Source organism: Microbacterium sp. FW305-3-2-15-F-LB2 (assembly GCF_058787255.1).
In genome coordinates, this window is sequence record NZ_JBYSZO010000001.1 from 2,140,185 (window position 1) to 2,155,826 (window position 15,642).

At 69.4% G+C, this 15,642-nt stretch carries 17 protein-coding genes and 2 pseudogenes; 6 read left to right on the top strand and 13 right to left on the bottom strand.

Annotated elements, in window-relative coordinates:
- Nucleotides 1–71: 71 nt before the first annotated feature.
- Nucleotides 72–926 carry a hypothetical protein gene (locus tag AC3WLZ_RS10375; RefSeq protein WP_412924875.1) on the top strand — a complete coding sequence of 285 codons (855 nt, stop codon included), beginning with the start codon at nucleotides 72–74 and terminating at the stop codon, nucleotides 924–926.
- A 53-nt stretch (nucleotides 927–979) separates the two neighbouring features.
- On the opposite strand, the gene AC3WLZ_RS10380 is transcribed toward AC3WLZ_RS10375, so the two are convergent.
- Nucleotides 980–1,261, bottom strand: coding sequence for a hypothetical protein (locus AC3WLZ_RS10380; protein ID WP_492469978.1), 282 nt, complete (start codon nucleotides 1,259–1,261; stop codon nucleotides 980–982).
- A 109-nt stretch (nucleotides 1,262–1,370) separates the two neighbouring features.
- Here AC3WLZ_RS10380 and AC3WLZ_RS10385 point away from each other — a divergent pair, with 109 nt between their 5' ends.
- Nucleotides 1,371–2,027 (top strand): hypothetical protein, encoded by a 657-nt coding sequence (locus AC3WLZ_RS10385; RefSeq protein WP_492469979.1) that lies wholly within the window; start codon nucleotides 1,371–1,373, stop codon nucleotides 2,025–2,027.
- Nucleotides 2,028–2,204: 177 nt separating this feature from the next.
- On the opposite strand, the pseudogene AC3WLZ_RS10390 reads toward AC3WLZ_RS10385, so the two are convergent.
- From AC3WLZ_RS10390 to AC3WLZ_RS10405, 4 genes and pseudogenes are all read right to left on the bottom strand, one after another.
- Nucleotides 2,205–2,483 (bottom strand): annotated as a pseudogene (locus AC3WLZ_RS10390) (DUF4262 domain-containing protein); the annotation flags it as partial.
- Nucleotides 2,484–2,540: 57 nt separating this feature from the next.
- Nucleotides 2,541–3,407 carry an AraC family transcriptional regulator gene (locus AC3WLZ_RS10395; protein ID WP_492469980.1) on the bottom strand — a complete coding sequence of 289 codons (867 nt, stop codon included), beginning with the start codon at nucleotides 3,405–3,407 and terminating at the stop codon, nucleotides 2,541–2,543.
- A gap of 159 nt (nucleotides 3,408–3,566) precedes the next feature.
- Nucleotides 3,567–4,640: a redox-regulated ATPase YchF gene (gene ychF, locus AC3WLZ_RS10400; RefSeq protein WP_412924879.1), complete on the bottom strand. Its 1,074-nt coding sequence runs from the start codon at nucleotides 4,638–4,640 to the stop codon at nucleotides 3,567–3,569.
- Nucleotides 4,641–4,679: 39 nt separating this feature from the next.
- A complete protein-coding gene (locus tag AC3WLZ_RS10405) occupies nucleotides 4,680–5,429 on the bottom strand; it encodes a class I SAM-dependent methyltransferase (RefSeq protein WP_492469981.1) in 750 nt (249 codons plus the stop codon).
- A 517-nt stretch (nucleotides 5,430–5,946) separates the two neighbouring features.
- Here AC3WLZ_RS10405 and AC3WLZ_RS10410 point away from each other — a divergent pair.
- Nucleotides 5,947–6,543: a 3'-5' exonuclease gene (locus AC3WLZ_RS10410; RefSeq protein WP_492469982.1), complete on the top strand. Its 597-nt coding sequence runs from the start codon at nucleotides 5,947–5,949 to the stop codon at nucleotides 6,541–6,543.
- A 61-nt stretch (nucleotides 6,544–6,604) separates the two neighbouring features.
- The gene (locus AC3WLZ_RS10415; RefSeq protein WP_492469983.1) at nucleotides 6,605–7,927 is read left to right on the top strand and encodes a DNA recombination protein RmuC; all 1,323 of its coding nucleotides are present in this window, start codon (nucleotides 6,605–6,607) and stop codon (nucleotides 7,925–7,927) included.
- A 13-nt stretch (nucleotides 7,928–7,940) separates the two neighbouring features.
- Here AC3WLZ_RS10415 and AC3WLZ_RS10420 read toward each other — a convergent pair whose 3' ends face one another.
- Both AC3WLZ_RS10420 and glpX read right to left on the bottom strand, forming a co-directional pair.
- Nucleotides 7,941–8,150, bottom strand: coding sequence for a UDP-N-acetylmuramyl pentapeptide phosphotransferase (locus AC3WLZ_RS10420; RefSeq protein ID WP_492469984.1), 210 nt, complete (start codon nucleotides 8,148–8,150; stop codon nucleotides 7,941–7,943).
- 254 nt (nucleotides 8,151–8,404) lie between these two features.
- A complete protein-coding gene (gene glpX / locus AC3WLZ_RS10425; RefSeq protein WP_412924884.1) occupies nucleotides 8,405–9,394 on the bottom strand; it encodes a class II fructose-bisphosphatase in 990 nt (329 codons plus the stop codon).
- A 179-nt stretch (nucleotides 9,395–9,573) separates the two neighbouring features.
- Between glpX and fbaA the strand changes: the two genes are divergently transcribed.
- On the top strand, nucleotides 9,574–10,602 hold the full coding sequence (gene fbaA, locus AC3WLZ_RS10430) for a class II fructose-bisphosphate aldolase (RefSeq protein ID WP_412924885.1): 1,029 nt from the start codon (nucleotides 9,574–9,576) through the stop codon (nucleotides 10,600–10,602).
- A 239-nt stretch (nucleotides 10,603–10,841) separates the two neighbouring features.
- Here the strand turns inward: fbaA and AC3WLZ_RS10435 are convergent.
- The 6 genes and pseudogenes from AC3WLZ_RS10435 to AC3WLZ_RS10460 form a co-directional block, all read right to left on the bottom strand.
- Nucleotides 10,842–11,162: pseudogene (locus AC3WLZ_RS10435) on the bottom strand (MOSC domain-containing protein); the annotation flags it as partial.
- A gap of 15 nt (nucleotides 11,163–11,177) precedes the next feature.
- The gene (locus AC3WLZ_RS10440) at nucleotides 11,178–11,387 is read right to left on the bottom strand and encodes a hypothetical protein (RefSeq protein ID WP_492469985.1); all 210 of its coding nucleotides are present in this window, start codon (nucleotides 11,385–11,387) and stop codon (nucleotides 11,178–11,180) included.
- Nucleotides 11,388–11,396: 9 nt separating this feature from the next.
- Nucleotides 11,397–12,107, bottom strand: a complete 711-nt coding sequence (locus AC3WLZ_RS10445; RefSeq protein ID WP_412924887.1) for an anti-sigma factor family protein — start codon at nucleotides 12,105–12,107, stop codon at nucleotides 11,397–11,399.
- Nucleotides 12,104–12,607 carry a sigma-70 family RNA polymerase sigma factor gene (locus tag AC3WLZ_RS10450; protein ID WP_412924888.1) on the bottom strand — a complete coding sequence of 168 codons (504 nt, stop codon included), beginning with the start codon at nucleotides 12,605–12,607 and terminating at the stop codon, nucleotides 12,104–12,106. The genes AC3WLZ_RS10445 and AC3WLZ_RS10450 overlap by 4 nt, the downstream gene beginning before the upstream one ends.
- 52 nt (nucleotides 12,608–12,659) lie before the next feature.
- Nucleotides 12,660–13,202 carry a DUF6264 family protein gene (locus AC3WLZ_RS10455; RefSeq protein WP_412924889.1) on the bottom strand — a complete coding sequence of 181 codons (543 nt, stop codon included), beginning with the start codon at nucleotides 13,200–13,202 and terminating at the stop codon, nucleotides 12,660–12,662.
- Nucleotides 13,199–14,239 (bottom strand): 4-hydroxy-3-methylbut-2-enyl diphosphate reductase, encoded by a 1,041-nt coding sequence (locus AC3WLZ_RS10460; RefSeq protein ID WP_412926135.1) that lies wholly within the window; start codon nucleotides 14,237–14,239, stop codon nucleotides 13,199–13,201. The genes AC3WLZ_RS10455 and AC3WLZ_RS10460 overlap by 4 nt, the downstream gene beginning before the upstream one ends.
- Before the next feature lie 89 nt (nucleotides 14,240–14,328).
- Between AC3WLZ_RS10460 and xseA the strand changes: the two genes are divergently transcribed.
- Nucleotides 14,329–15,642 (top strand): exodeoxyribonuclease VII large subunit, encoded by a 1,314-nt coding sequence (gene xseA / locus AC3WLZ_RS10465; protein ID WP_492469986.1) that lies wholly within the window; start codon nucleotides 14,329–14,331, stop codon nucleotides 15,640–15,642.

The window sequence follows — 15,642 nt, forward strand, 5'->3', positions numbered from 1 at the left end:
GCATTGCTCGGCCCTAGCGATCCCGGCGACGGTGGGAGCAGCTCACCCCCCACCGACGAAACGAGGCATCCATGAGCAGCTCGACCCTCACCCGCACGACGGCGGTCCTCGCGGCCGCCCTGGTCGCGGCATCCGGTCTCCTCTTCCCCGCGGCGGCGCAGGCGAAGACGACCTCGACGGGTGGCGACTACGCCGTCACCGTCAACGGCACCACGTACAACCCCGCACCGGGCAAGGATGCCAAGCTCAGGGACGTGACCGTCTCGGGCAAGATCACCGTCAGCGGCAAGAACAACCGCTTCACGATCGATCCCGCCACCCTCGGCGTCTACGACTACACCCTCACCGGCGCCGCCGACACACAGCGGATGGTGACGAGCCCGACGGTCGTCTTCGCGTCGAAGGTGCCGACCCTGACTGCGGCGCAGCGAGCGGGCACCCGCCTGTCGAGCCTCGAGGTGCGCGACGACACACTCGTCGCGATCTTCACCACCGCCGGCGGCAAGCTGAAGATCCAGGCGAAGGACGGCGCCCAGGGCGGCATCTTCCAGATGGAGCCGGAGTTCACCGCTCCCGTCGAGCTCGTCCACACGCTCGGCCCCGGCCTGTTCTACTTTGTGAACCAGTACACCGGCAAGATCAACTTCGGCAATGGCGTGGATGCCGTCGCCTCCGGGCCCGACGCCCACCAGATGCTCCTCGGCAAGGACAGCCCGCAGGTGGCGACGAAGACGTATCAGGATGCCACGGTCACGAAGTGGACCGTCACGTCGGGCGGCCGACTGGGCGGCGTGCTCGGCGAGGACGCCATCGAGCTATCAGCCGGAGCGACGAACTGCACGAGCCAGTGCCAGGCGCAGAACCGCATCAACGGTTCGCTGCCCGTTCCCCCGAACCCGACGAACCCGACGCCGATCGGCGGCTGACACGCCCGCCGTCGGGCCCCCGGTCGAGTGACCGGGGGCCCGACGTGCGCGCGTCAGACGACCGCGCCCCGCAGCCCGTCGATCGGGCGCTCGTCCCATATTTCGAACGGGTCGTCGCCCACTTCCGCCATCAGCGCGGACCGGGCGGCGACGGCGGAGTCCTCCGACTCCCACAGCGCGATCCCGACCAGACGACCGCTCGCGTCGTCGACGACGCCGGTCCATTCCAGGCCGGGTTGTTCGCGCGCCACCCGGCTGTACCGCTGCATCGAGTCGATCACCGCGGCGCGGTACTCGGGTTTGGGAGAGTGGACGGAGACGACGGCGAAGGTCATGGCCGATGGCTGCACCGGCAAAGTGGTCGGCGCCAGGGGTTCATCCGCGCCCCTGGTTCGAACGGCGCTGCGGCCCGTGACACGAGGGCGACCTGTGTACGGTCGTGATGTGCGCCGCATCCCCTTCCTCGTCGCCGTTCCCCTCGCTCTCGCCCTTTCCCTTTCGGCCTGCACACCGCCGCCGCCGACCCCGACGGTGTCGGCAGCGCAGACGCCGTCCCCGACGCCCTCCGCGAGCGCGACCGCTCCCGCTGCAGCCCCAACGCCCACGAGCGCCGCAACCCTGATCGTCACCCTCGACGACGCGACGGTCGAGGGCGGCTCTGCGCCCCTCCCCTACGCCCGAGGAGCGAAGGACGCGTGGGCGGGCGCGCTCGAAAGCGAACCGACGGAGTCGTCCAGCGAAGTCGTCAACGGATATGACTTTCAGCAGACGGTCTGGAAGTGGCCGGGACTCCAGCTGAGTGTGCCCAACGACGGCTCCGAGAACGGCAGCCACGTCTTCGTGTCCGCGTCCACCGTCGCCGGTCACCCGATCCGAACGACGCAGGGCATCGGAGTCGGATCCACGCGGGCGGATGCCATCGCCGCGGGCGCGGTGAACGGCTTCGACTCCACGGAGCTCCGCCTCGACGTCCGCGACGCGCCGGGGACGACGTCGCTGGAGCGGCCGGGCGAGGTCGGCCGCCAGTTCATCTCGCTGATCCTCGAAGGCGACACCGTCGTCTCGATCCACCTCCCGGCGGACGATTTCTCCGACCTTTAGAGTCCGGCGTCCCCGATACTCATCGCCGGGAAGCGATCGTACGGTCGCTGCTCGACCAGCGCGGCGACGAGGTCGAGGAGCTCGTGGGCTGGGTCCGAGCACAGCCTCCCTCGCCGGCCCTGATCGGCGCGGCGCGGTGACCCGGTGGGTCGAGTCCTTGACGGAGGACACGCTGCGTGGCAGTTCGTCCGCCGCATTCCGGATGAACACGTCAGCAATGTCTGCTGGCAGACCTGTGATCACGAGTTCGTGCCACCCTCGCGCAGTGAGACCGACCGTGTAAGAGAACGGTGCGGCCGACGCGTCCCGAGTACGTGTCTGATCGCCCAGCCGTCCGTGTCGACCATTCGCTCCAAATCGGCGAATGCGCGCTCGTGCGGGCTCTCCATCACCTTGACCATGGTGGTGCCCGCTACACGAGATGTCAGTTGTTGAAGCGGAACTCCACGACGTCACGTCACCGAGCAACCTCTGGCCCCAGCCCGCACTTCGCGAAGCCGGGGCCGAGGGCGCTCACGCACGCTCGATCGGGAACCACAATTCGCTCGTCGCCGTGCTGAAGTCGTCTGCACGATCGAGGATTGCCACGATCGACGGTCCGTGACGCAGCCGCCACGGGTTGGACGGGAACCAATCAGCAGCAGAAGCCGCGTACGCCTCTTGGAGGGCGGATGGGTATGGACCGGACGTACGGAAGACGACCCACGCGCCGGCGGCCACCTCGATGACGTCGAGATCCGCAGCAACCGGCGCGTCCGCCTCAACGGCGACACCGTGCAGGTAGGTCAGTTCGCTCCCCTCCGCGTAGTCGGGATCGATGTCGGCACTGACCTGGAGGAGCCCCCGCGGATCCGTCCCGCTGAGCAGCTTGAGTCGTCCGTGTTCCTCGGGCGGCAGCGACGCGATGTGCTGCTGAATGTGCGGGTTGCTGCCCCGGTGAATGAGCGGTACACGCGCGGCGTGACCGACGAGGCGGAAGGCGGGGCGTTCGATGATCCGGGCATCCATGACGGAGCTCCCTTCAACGGTCAGGCGGAACCTGAGGGTGGGTTGGATTCGAAGGGGGCCACCGTCGCGGCGGACATCGCCGTGGCTCACGCCGTGCACAGACCGGAACGCTCTCCCGAAGGCCTCGACCGATCCATATCCGAAGCGCACGGCGATCGTCAGCAGATCTTCACCGCCGATCACGTCCGACGCAGCGACTGTCATCCGCCGCCGACGCACGTACTCCGATATCGGCATGCCGGCGAGCGCCGAGAACATGCGACGCGAGTGGTAGCCCGTCGTCCCCATCGACGCGGCGAGCGCGTCGATGTCGATCTCGTCGACCAGGCGATCTTCAATCTCGTCGACCAGGCGGTTGAGGACCTCGATCATGTGACTCCCTTCGCCTCCCACTCTCGTTTCGCCAGGGACCCTCGCGCCCGATTCTTCCGATCCGATTCTGTCGGCCGGGAAGCCGCCGACGGCCGGGAGTAATGCGAAGGCCCCGCTCGATCCGAAAGATCGAGCGGGGCCTTGGACGCTGAGAGGGCCTCAGTTGTTGAAGCGGAATTCCACCACGTCGCCGTCCTGCATGACGTAGTCCTTGCCCTCGAGGCGCGCCTTGCCCTTCGCGCGCGCCTCGGCAACCGAGCCGAGCTCGACGAGGTCGGCGAACGAGATGACCTCGGCCTTGATGAAGCCCTTCTCGAAGTCGGTGTGGATGACACCGGCGGCCTGCGGGGCCTTCCAGCCCTTGCCGATCGTCCAGGCGCGCGCTTCCTTCGGACCCGCGGTGAGGTAGGTCTGGAGCCCGAGCGTGTCGAAGCCGATGCGGGCGAGCTGGTCGAGGCCCGACTCGTCCTGACCGGTGGATGCCAGCAGTTCGGCGGCATCCTCGGGGTCGAGGTCGATCAGTTCCGACTCGATCTTGGCATCCAGGAACACGGCCTTCGCGGGCGCGACGAGCGCGGAGAGCTCGTCCTTGCGGGCCTGGTCGGTGAGCACGGCCTCGTCGACGTTGAAAACGAAGATGAAGGGCTTGGCGGTCAGGAGACCCAGCTCGCGGATCGGGGAGAGGTCGAGACCGGATGCCGACAGCAGCTGTCCGCGCTGGAGCGCATCCTCCGCCGCTTTGGCCGTCTCGAGCACCGAGGGGTCGAGCTTCTTGCCCTTGACCTCCTTCTCGTACCGCGTGATCGCCTTCTCGAGCGTCTGGAGGTCGGCGAGCTGCAGCTCGGCGTTGATGGTCTCCATGTCGCTGGCGGGGTTCACCTGCCCGTCGACGTGGACCACGTCGTCGTCGGCGAATCCGCGGACGACCTGGGCGATGGCATCCGCCTCACGGATGTTGGCGAGGAACTGGTTGCCGAGGCCCTCACCCTCGCTGGCACCGCGCACGATCCCGGCGATGTCGACGAACGACACCGCGGCGGGCACGAGACGCTCGCTGCCGAAGACGTCGGCGAGCTTCTGTAGCCGCGCATCGGGAAGGTTCACGACCCCGACGTTGGGCTCGATCGTCGCGAACGGGTAGTTCGCCGCGAGCACCGAGTTCTTGGTCAGGGCGTTGAAGAGGGTCGACTTTCCGACATTGGGAAGGCCGACGATTCCGATGGTAAGAGCCACGGGAGTCCAGGTTACCCGGCGCGCAGCACTCCCACGGCGTCAGGGACGGTGCGCGCGGAAGGCGTGAGTGACGTAGGGCAGGTCGACCGCTCCCCCGTCGGCGAGTTCCGGAACGGATGCCACGACCCCGTCGACCGCCGCATCGATGCGCGCACGTTCCTCCGGGCTCGCTGTGATGATGTCGCTCCGCGAGAAGACGAGGTCGCGCAGCTGCGGGAGCGTGATGCGGCGGCTCCACGACCACGACCGGTGCTCGAGGTCGGCGAAGGGCTCGGCGACGCGCGGGCCGGTGGTGGCCAGGAGCACCTCGGCGTTGGAGCCGCCCATCGCCGCGGTCAAACGGCGAACCCAGTCGACGCGCTCATCGCGGATGTTCCAGATCAGCCCGAGCACCCCGCCGCTGCGCAACACGCGGCCGACCTCACGGGAGCCGGCGTCCGGATCCACCCAATGCCATGCCTGACCCATGACCACGGCGTCGAGAGCGTGGTCGGGTAGCGGCAGACCCTCGGCGGCCCCGACGAACGTGGGGACACCCCGGACGTTCTCGCGCAACGACGCGAGCATGTCGGCATCCGGGTCGATGGCGACCACGTCGGCACCGAGCTCGACGACGGCGCGGGTGAGTTTCCCGGTGCCCGCCCCCACGTCGGCGACGCGAAGCGCCCGGCCCGGTTCCCGTACCGGCGCAAGCATCCAGGCGACCGCCTCGGCGGGATACTGCGGCCGCCCCGACTCGTAGGCCGCGGCCGCCTGCCCGAACGACGTCGACTTCCGGCTCTCCGTCATGCCTCGACCCTACGCCGCCGCCACCTCGCGCAACTTTGCACGACCCAACGCCGATGACGACATATCGCCGCTACCGAAGCACCCTGTCGGCGTAACCGCCACGCCCCCCTCCCCGAGTCGCGCCACTTTGCACGACCCAACGCGCACCACAACACATCGCCGCGACCAAAGCACCCTGCCGGCGCAACCACCACGCCCCGCTCCCCCCGAGTCGCGCCACCTGGCACGACGCAACGCGCACCACAACACATCGCCGCGACCGAAGCACCACTCGAGGAAACCCGCCGCACCCCCCGCCCCCAGAGTCGCGCCACCTTGCACGACCCAACGCGCACCACAACACATCGCCGCGACCGAAGCACCACTCGAGGAAACCCGCCGCGCCCCCTCCCCCCGAGTCGCGCCACCTGGCACGACCCAACGCGCACCACAACACATCGCCGCGACCGAAGCGCCACTCGGCGGGAACGCGGCGCGCCTCCCCGGCACCGCGGCGAGCGCGTCGCAGGGTGGACGCGTGGCACTGGATTTCACCGCGATCGACTTCGAAACGGCGAACTCCAGCGGTGCGTCTGCGTGCGCGGTGGGCCTCGCCCGTGTACGCAACGGCCGCGTCGTCGCCACCGCCGCGTGGCTCATCAAGCCGCCTGCTGGCCACGACACGTTTGCGGCGATCAATGTCGGCATCCATGGCATCCGTCCGTCCGACGTCGTGAATGCTCCCGACTGGACCACCCAGCTCGCGCGGCTGACCGCGTTCGCCGGCGCCGACGTCCTCGTCGCCCACAACGCGGGCTTCGACATGTCCGTCCTGCGGCGTGCGTGTGCCGCGACGGGCGACGAATGTCCTCCGTACCGCTACATGTGCAGCGTGCAGATGTCGCGAAGGACCTACACGCTGGATTCGTACCGACTGCCCCTCGTCGCCGCGGAGGCGGGCTGTTCACCGTTCGCGCACCACGACGCTCTGGCCGACGCGGTCGCCTGCGCGGAAATCACCATCGACTGCGCCCGCCGCGCGGGAGCCGCAGACGTGCACGCCCTTGCCGCCCACCTCGGCGTCCGCATTTCTCAGATCACGCCTGAAACTCGACTCGAGCGCGCGGTCGCCTGACACGCTCGAGATCCGAGGGGCACCTGCGGCCGATGTCGGAGGCCTGCGGCACACTGACCCCATGGATGCCATCGCCCTGATCCTCGTGATCCTCGCCCTCGCGGTCGGAGCTACCGCCGGCTGGTTCTTCGGCACCGCCCGCACGACCTCGCGCACCGCCGCCGAACGCGTCGACCTCGTTGCGCGTGTGGCCGCGGCCGACGCCGCGCGAGCGGGCGTCCAGTCGCAGCTCGACCACCAGACCACGCTGTACCGCGATCTCCTCGGGCAGACGCGCGCCGATCAGGCCGCCCATGAAGAGCGCGAACGCCGCGAACAGACCGTGCTGCGCGCTCTCGACCCCGTGCGCGAGACGCTCGACGCGATGCAGCGAAAGGTCGATGGACTCGAACGTGACCGTGTCGAGCAGTACTCCGCCCTCGGAGAGCAGCTGAGGCTCTCGCGCGAATCCGACGAAGCGCTGCGCTCGACGACCGAAGCACTGGCATCGGCGATGCGGTCGGGAAGCACGCGCGGTGTGTGGGGCGAGACGCAGCTTCGTCGTGTCGTCGAAGCTGCGGGCCTCACCCGCTACGTCGACTTCGATCTGCAGGCGTCCATCTCCTCCGACGCCGGAGCCGGCCGACCCGACATGATCGTGCGGCTCCCCGGGGGCAAGGCGCTGGCGGTGGATGCCAAGGTCCCCCTCGACGCATACCTCCAGGCCAGCGCGATCGCCGTGACCGCCACGGGCGACGAGGGGGCTCGGCGCGCCACTCTGCTGGCGAAGCACACGAAGGCCGTGCGCGCTCATGTCGACGCGCTCGCCCGCAAGACCTACTGGGCGGGGCTTCCGAGCAGCCCGGAGTTCGTCATCTGCTTCCTCCCCAGCGAGTCGCTGCTCTCGGCAGCGCTCGAGGAAGACCCGACGCTTCTCGAATACGCCTTCACCCGCCGCGTGGCGCTGGCCTCCCCCGTGAACCTCTGGGCGGTTCTGAAGACCGTCGCGTTCACCTGGACGCAGCACGACGTGTCCGACGAGGCACGTACCCTGTTCGCTCTCGGCACCGAGCTCTACGAGCGGGTCGGGGTGCTGGCCTCACACGCCGGCGATCTGCGGCGCGCGCTGGAGCGGACCGTCGACAGCTACAACAAGTTCGCGGGCTCGCTCGAGTCGCGGGTTCTGGTCACGGCGCGGAAGTTCCCCGGCATCGACGAGACGAAACTCGACGCCGTGGCGGCGCCTCCCACGCTCGAGGCCGCACCCCGCCGGTGGACGGCCCCGGAACTGCTCGAGCTTTCCGAGGGAGACGAGTCATCTCGGGGCGACTCGGAAGGGCACGGCGTCACTCAGGCCGATCTCGGTGCCGTGCGCGAGCGCGCGGGCCTCCGTCAGGACACCTGAACGGCGGCGAGGCTCAAGAACCGCCCGGCACCCAACTGAGCAGGCTCACCACGGCGGCGGAGACGACGACGAAGGCTCCGACCATCCACCACGCGCTGATCTCGTGGCCCTCGGCACGACGCTTGCGCAAGAGCACGTCGGGACGTCGCGCGGGGTCGACGGCGCTCGCGATCACCGCCTGCGCACCCGTCTGAGGTGCGGTCGAGTTCGTCGGAGCTGCCATGAAACGATCCCCCTTCGGGTCTCGGAAGAACACAGCGTCGCCGTTGACACTGCACACGATTCTGCCAGAGGCCCGTTCGGGAACGCGTCACACTTGCGCAACGACACGCCCGGCTGTACCTGCGAACTGTCGCCCGTTCCGGTGCGCCGCCGCACGAGGGGCCGCAACAACCCGCGAGGCTTCAGCGGGCTGGCGTCCCCGTGACATCCCGCCGCGTGTTTACCAGCCCGATGGATTCTCGCGCCGACGAGGCGTCAGAGCCACTTCGAGGTCAGGTGCTCGGACGAGATCCTGCGGAGCGTCCCGGATGCCCCGCGCAGCACGACGCTTTCGGTGTAGATGAAGCCGCCGTCCCGCCGGACTCCCTGCACGAGCTGGCCGTCGGTCACACCCGTGGCGACGAAGATCGTGTTCTTGCCCCTCACGAGGCCGTCCGCTTCGTACACCTCGCCGTCGACGTGGAGACCGGCGTCGCGACCCTTCTCCTTCTCGTCGTCGTCACGCGGCGCGAGCACGCCCTGGATGTGCCCGCCGAGGGCCTTGATCGCGCACGCCGTGACGATCCCTTCCGGACTACCGCCGATACCGACGCACATGTCGGTGCGCGCGTTGTGGCGTGCCGCATTGATGCCGCCCGCGACATCGCCGTCGCTCATGAGGCGCGTTCCGGCGCCCGCTTCACGGATGTCGGCGATGAGTTGCTCATGGCGGGGGCGGTTGAGGACCGACACGACGATCTCGTCGACCGGCTTCCCGAGCGCCTTCGCCAGGAGGCGGATGTTCTCCCCGATGGGGAGGCGGATGTCGACGACACCGACGCCGGCGGGGCCGGTGACGAGCTTGTCCATGTAGAAGACGCTGGACGCGTCGAGCATCGACCCGTGGTCGGACACCGCGATGACCGACAGGGCGTTCTGCCGTCCGGCGGCCGTCAACGACGTTCCGTCGATCGGGTCGACCGCGACGTCGCACTGGGGCCCCTTGCCGTTGCCTACTCGCTCGCCGTTGTACAGCATGGGCGCGTTGTCCTTCTCGCCCTCACCGATGACGATCGTGCCGTCGAAGTTGACGGTGCTGAAGAACGCGCGCATCGCGTCGACGGCCGCACCGTCGGCGGCCTCTTTGGCGCCACGACCGATGAACGGAACCGCGCGGATCGCCGCCGCCTCGGTCGCCCTCACCAGCTCGAGAGCCAGGTTCCGATCGGGATGCAAGGGACTCATGTCGGACGTCAGGCTCACCATGTGGCCCACTGTAGCCACGCCGGTTGTGATAATCAGGGGATTTCACTGCTCGCGGGACGAAGGAATCGCGATTCTTTACGGATGAGGAGAACCACCCTGTTCCTTGACCTCCACCGCGGTCACGATCCACCGCCTTCGCTAGAGTGACGGTGTCCCAGTCACGACCAAGGAGCACCTCCATGCCCGTCGCCACCCCTGAGCAGTACGCCGAGATGCTCGACCGCGCCAAGGCCGGCAGCTTCGCCTACCCCGCGATCAACGTCTCCAGCTCGCAGACCATCAATGCCGTGCTCCAGGGCCTGACCGAAGCCGGCTCCGACGGCATTCTTCAGGTCACCACGGGCGGCGCCGACTACTTCGCCGGCCACACCGTGAAGGCCCGCGCGACAGGCGCACTCGCGTTCGCCAAGTACGTCACCGAGGTCGCCAAGAACTATCCCGTAACGGTCGCCCTGCACACCGACCACTGCCCGAAGGACGCTCTGCCCGGGTTCGTGATCCCCCTCCTCGAGGCATCCGAGGAAGAGGTCAAGGCCGGCCGCAACCCGATCTTCCAGTCGCACATGTGGGACGGTTCCGCCGTTCCGCTCGACGAGAACATCGACATCGCCGCCGAGCTGCTCCCCCGCCTGAACAACATCCACGCCATCCTCGAGATCGAGGTCGGCGTGGTCGGCGGCGAGGAGGACGGCGTCGCGCACGAGGGCTCCAACGAGGCGCTCTACACGACGGTCGCCGACGTCACGAAGGCCGTCGAGCGTCTCGGCCTGGGCGAGAACGGTCGGTACATCTCCGCCCTCACCTTCGGCAACGTCCACGGCGTGTACAAGCCCGGCGGCGTCAAGCTCCGCCCGGAGCTTCTCGGTGAGATCCAGGAGGGCATCGCTGCCAAGTTCGGCACGGGCCCCAAGCCGCTCGACCTCGTCTTCCACGGCGGCAGCGGCTCCACCGATGAGGAGATCGCGCTGGCCGTCTCCAACGGCGTCGTGAAGATGAACATCGACACCGACACCCAGTACGCGTTCACGCGGTCGATCGCCGGGTACATGTTCTCCAACTACGACGGCGTCCTGAAGATCGACGGCGAGGTCGGAAACAAGAAGCAGTACGACCCGCGCGCGTGGGGCAAGGTCGCCGAGTCGGCGATGGCCGTGCGCGTCGTCGAGGCCACCAAGCAGCTGGGTTCTTTCGGTAAGTCGCAGGGCTGACACTCTCCCACGAGCGCCCCGGCACCGCCGGGGCGTTCGTGCTGTCACGGCGCTGCTCCACTTCCCACCGCCGAGACATCATCCCGCCGACATTCCCCCTGCAGTCTGCGGCGCAGATGTCGGCGGGATGCGGTCTCGGCGAACCGGACACACCCGCACACACGGCGCGCACCGGCGCGGCAGGCACCGGCGCAGCGGGCACGCACACCCGTGCACGCCGCACCCGCCCGCCCGGGGAACTATCCCCGGTACAGCTCCAGCACCGTGGGGGCGTCGGGCGGTGAAGAGACGACCTCGACCGGATCGCCGGCGCGGACGTCACCCGCGCGACGCACCCGCAGGTAGGCGCCCAGGCGCCCCTCGTCGGAGAACCGCTTGACCCACCCGCGTGCCGCCGCGCCGCCCACCCAGCGCGCGAAAGTCGCGCAGGGGGTCCGGGGCATCGTCACCTCCAGCCGGACGGTGTCGCCGATCCGCCATACCTCCCCGATGCGCGCGTTGTTGACATCCATGCCCTCCACGCGCAGGTTCTCGCCGAACCACCCCGGCGCCATGTCCCGCCCGAGCTCGCTCTCTCAGAACTCCGCGTCGTCCTGGGCGTAGGCGTACACCGCTTTGTCCGGACCGCCGTGATGCTTACGGCTGGCCTGAACGTCGGCGCGGACTCCGAGCGGCCCGATGCGCACCGCACCCTCGAGGGCACGCTTGTCGATGGCGGTGACCCCCACCGACCCGGAATCAGGGCGCAGGGCGTGAACGGCGCAGACGGCGACGAGGCTCGGCATCCCTCGATGTTAGGGGTTGCTGAAGTCCCGCCGCATGACCACACGGTCTCCGTCGACCGTACGGATCTCGATGGAGTCGATCTGGGATGCCGAGACATCGGTGCCCGCGCTCAACTCCGTCTTCGAGCCGGGGCCTGCGCGCCAGGTCGACAGCATCGTCGTCGCGCCGGAGTCGTCGGTGACGGCGAGGGCGTACGGCCAGCCGCCGGGCGGTGCGTCCAGCACTTCTCCCGTGTACTGGCATACGAGATCGATGCGCGTGCCCCAGGCGACCGGCGTGAGTTTCACCGAGGCCTCCAGGGGTGCTCCCGCCACGTCATCGAGCGCGTAGACGGTGCCGACGGTGGTCGTCGGCGTGCTCGTGAGCGCCAGCACGCTGGGCACCGCGATCACCGTGAGGATCGCGGCCACGGCGCCGACCCACAGCGCGGCCCTGCGGCGCCAACGGCGACGCGCCGTCCGCACGACCCGCCCGAGCAGGGCCGGGTCAGGAGAGGTCGGTGCGGCACGGAGAGCGGGCTCGTCACCGTCGATCGCGCGCGCCCGCTCGGGCGACAGGCGAGAAAGCAACCCGGCCGTGGGAGCGAGCTCGGCCACCGCGGTGCGGCACAGCCCGCAGTCCTCGAGGTGCCTTTCGTACTCCGCGCGATCCGCGGCCGACAGAGCCCCCAGCACGTAGGCGCCGTCCCAGGTGGCGAACCGATCGTGCTCGGACATCATCGCGTCACCCCCCTCTCCTGCAGGGCGAGCCGCAGAGCACGCACGGCGTAGTGCAGGCGCGACTTCACCGTTCCGGCGGGGATCCCCAGTTCCTCCGCCGCCTGCGCGACGCTGCGACCGCCGTAGTAGGCCGTCACGATGACCGCGCGATGGTCGGGCGTGAGGGTCGCCAACGCCTCCTCCACGAGGAGCGCATCGAACATGGCATCCGTGTCGTCGACACCGCCCGTCTCGGGGAGCTCGTCGACCGGCAACTCATGTCGGCGGCGCGCGCTGCGGGCATCGTCGATGACGATGTTGCGGGCCACGGTGAACATCCACGAGCGCAGCCGCGACGGGTCGTCGGCCATCACCCGGGGCGTCCGCCACGCGCGCAGCAGCGTCTCCTGCACGACGTCGTCGGCCCCCGCGTGGTCGCCGGTGAGGCTCACGACGTAACGCCAGACCGGGGCGGCGTGCGCGTCGTACAGCGCGGTCAGCTGCGCGTGCTCGTCTCGCATCGCCGGTTCCCTCCTGTCGTCGAAGAGAACACGGGATGCCAGGCCCGAAGGTTCAGTTCGTGACAGCGCCGGTGAGAGCCGACATGAATGCCGGATCCGCGGTGAGGGCGATGGTGATGCAGATGCCCGCGACGAGGGTGGTCCCGACGAAACCGACGAGCGGCACCCAGAAGGAGATACGTCCGCGGCGCAGGCGCCGCCAGGTCAGCCAGGCCGTGATCAGGTAGCCGACACCGTAGACGACGGATGCCACGGCGCCCCACGCGTAACCCGCCGAGAGGGCTGTGTAGGTGGCGTCGACGCCGAGGAGCTGTGCCGCACGCTCGGCGTACCCCGGGAAGTCCAGCAGTTGGACGATCGTGGAGATGACCGACACGAGGCCGTACACCAGTAGAACGAACGTGGCGACGCGATCGGCGAGCGGTCCTCGGGCGCGCGTCGAGGCAGCCGAGGGAGCGGCGGCCTGCTCGGGCGGCGGGGCAACCCCCGCCTCCAACGCCTCGGTCACCTGGGGGCGCTGGATGCGCGCGCGCTGCTCCTCCGGGGTGGCGTACTCGCCGAACTGCGGACGCGGGCGGGCGTCACCGTCGCTCACGCGCGACCCCGGCCGCCCAGGGCGCGCTGGTCGCGCTTGCCCGCGGCATCCTGACGCAGTTCCTTCGGAAGCGAGAACATGAGGTCCTCCTCGGCCGTGCGGACCTCTTCGACGTCGCGGTAGCCCGCTCCGGCGAGCTCCTGCAGCACCTCGGTGACGAGCACCTCCGGCACGGACGCGCCGCTGGTGACACCCACGGTCTCGACGCCCTCGAGCCACTCCTGACGCACCTCGTCGACGTAGTCGACGCGGTACGCGGCCTTCGCACCGTGCTCGAGCGCGACCTCGACGAGGCGCACGCTGTTCGAGGAGTTGGCCGACCCCACGACGATGACGAGGTCCGCATCGCGGGCGACCTTCTTGATCGCGACCTGCCGGTTCTGCGTGGCGTAGCAGATGTCGTCGGACGGCGGATCCTGCAGCTCGGGGAACCGCGTCCGCAGACGACGGACGGTCTCCATCGTCTCGTCGACCGACAGGGTGGTCTGCGAAAGCCAGACGACCTTCGACGGGTCACGCACCTCGACGGTGTCGGCGTGCTCCGGGGAGTTGACGACGGTGACGTGCTCGGGAGCCTCGCCGGCCGTGCCCTCGACCTCTTCGTGCCCCTCGTGCCCGATGAGCAGGATCTCGAAGTCGTCGCGGGCGAACCGGACGGCCTCGCGGTGCACCTTGGTCACGAGAGGGCAGGTGGCGTCGATCGCCTGGAGGTGCCGATCGGATGCCGCCGACACGACGGCGGGAGAAACCCCGTGCGCGCTGAACACCACGTGCGAGCCCTCGGGGACCTCGTCGACTTCCTCGACGAAGATCGCACCCTTCTTCTCGAGCTCGGTCACGACGTGGATGTTGTGCACGATCTGCTTGCGGACGTACACCGGGGCGCCGTAGCGCTCGAGCGCCTTCTCGACGGCGATCACGGCGCGATCGACTCCGGCGCAATAGCCGCGGGGTGCCGCGAGCAGCACCTTCTTCTGTCCGTGGACCGGGATATCCTGGAGCCGCCCGCGTCGACCCGGGATCCGGGGAACGGGCAGGTGGACGGCAGGTGTGCTCACTCCTCGATTCTACCGGGGCGCCCCTGGACGACGGCCGAACCGCCCACCACCGACCCACACGAGAGAGCATGACCTCCTTCCGACCCGAAGCCGTCGAGGGCCAGGCGCCCCCGGCCGACTCCGTCCACCCGCGCGACTCGAAGAACGAGGCGCCCACGTCGGTGTCGCGTCTGAACGACACGATCCGCGGGTTCATCGAGCGGTGGGGCTCTGTCTGGGTCGAGGGCGAGATCACGTCGTTCAACCGCCGCGGAGGCAACGTCTTCGGGCGTCTGAAGGACCTCGGCAGCGAGTCGACGGTCGCCTTCCGCATCTGGTCGAGCACGCTCGCGCGGCTCCCGAAGGACTTCGAGGTGGGCGACCACGTCGTCGCGTGCGTCAAGGCTGATTACTTCCCGCGCACGGGCGATTTCTCCTTCGCCGTGTCCGCGATGCGGCACGTCGGTCTCGGAGAGCAGCTCGAGCGCCTCGAACGCCTCCGTGTACAGCTGCGGTCCGAGGGCCTGTTCGATCCCGCCCGCAAGAAGAAGCTGCCCTTCCTCCCCCACTGCATCGGCCTCATCACGGGCGAGAACTCGGATGCCGAGAAGGACGTGCACCGCAACGCCGAGCTGCGCTGGCCGCAGGTGCGCTTCCGGACACGCTATGCCGCGGTGCAGGGCGACCGGTGCGTGCCCGAGACCCTCGCGGCGCTGAGGGCGCTGGATGCCGACCCCGAGGTGGACGTCATCGTCATCGCGCGCGGAGGAGGCGATCCGCAGACCCTGCTCGGCTTCAGCGACGAACACCTCGTGCGGGCGGTGGCAGCGGCATCCACCCCCATCGTCAGCGCGATCGGACATGAGAACGATCGTCCTCTGCTGGACGACGTCGCCGATGTGCGCGCCTCCACCCCGACGGATGCCGCCAAGCGGATCGTGCCGGACGTCAGCGAGCAGCGCGCCCTGGTCGCGCAGCTGCGCGCGCGCCTGACGAGTCGGCTCACTCAGCGGGTTCTGCACGACATCGCCCAGCTCGAACAGCTCCGGTCCCGCCCCGCGCTTCGCGCGCCGCACTCGATGCTCACGGCGCGCGCGCAGGAGGTGTGGATGCTGGCGACACGCGGCCGCGACATCGTCGATCGGCGGCTGCAGAGCGAGGAGCGGCGCACGCGCGAGCTGCGGGCGTCCCTGCGGGCGCTCTCGCCGGAGGCCACGCTCGCGCGCGGCTACGCCATCGCGCAGGTCGCCGGCGGCGGGATCGTGCGCGACGCCGGCCAGGCGCCGGCGGGCACGCGCGTCATCGTGACCGTGGCCGACGGAGCCTTCGGCGCCTCCTCCACAGGCGCGATCGACGCCACGGACTCCCCCGCCGACGGCGGCCCCTCCGACGGGCGCGCCTAA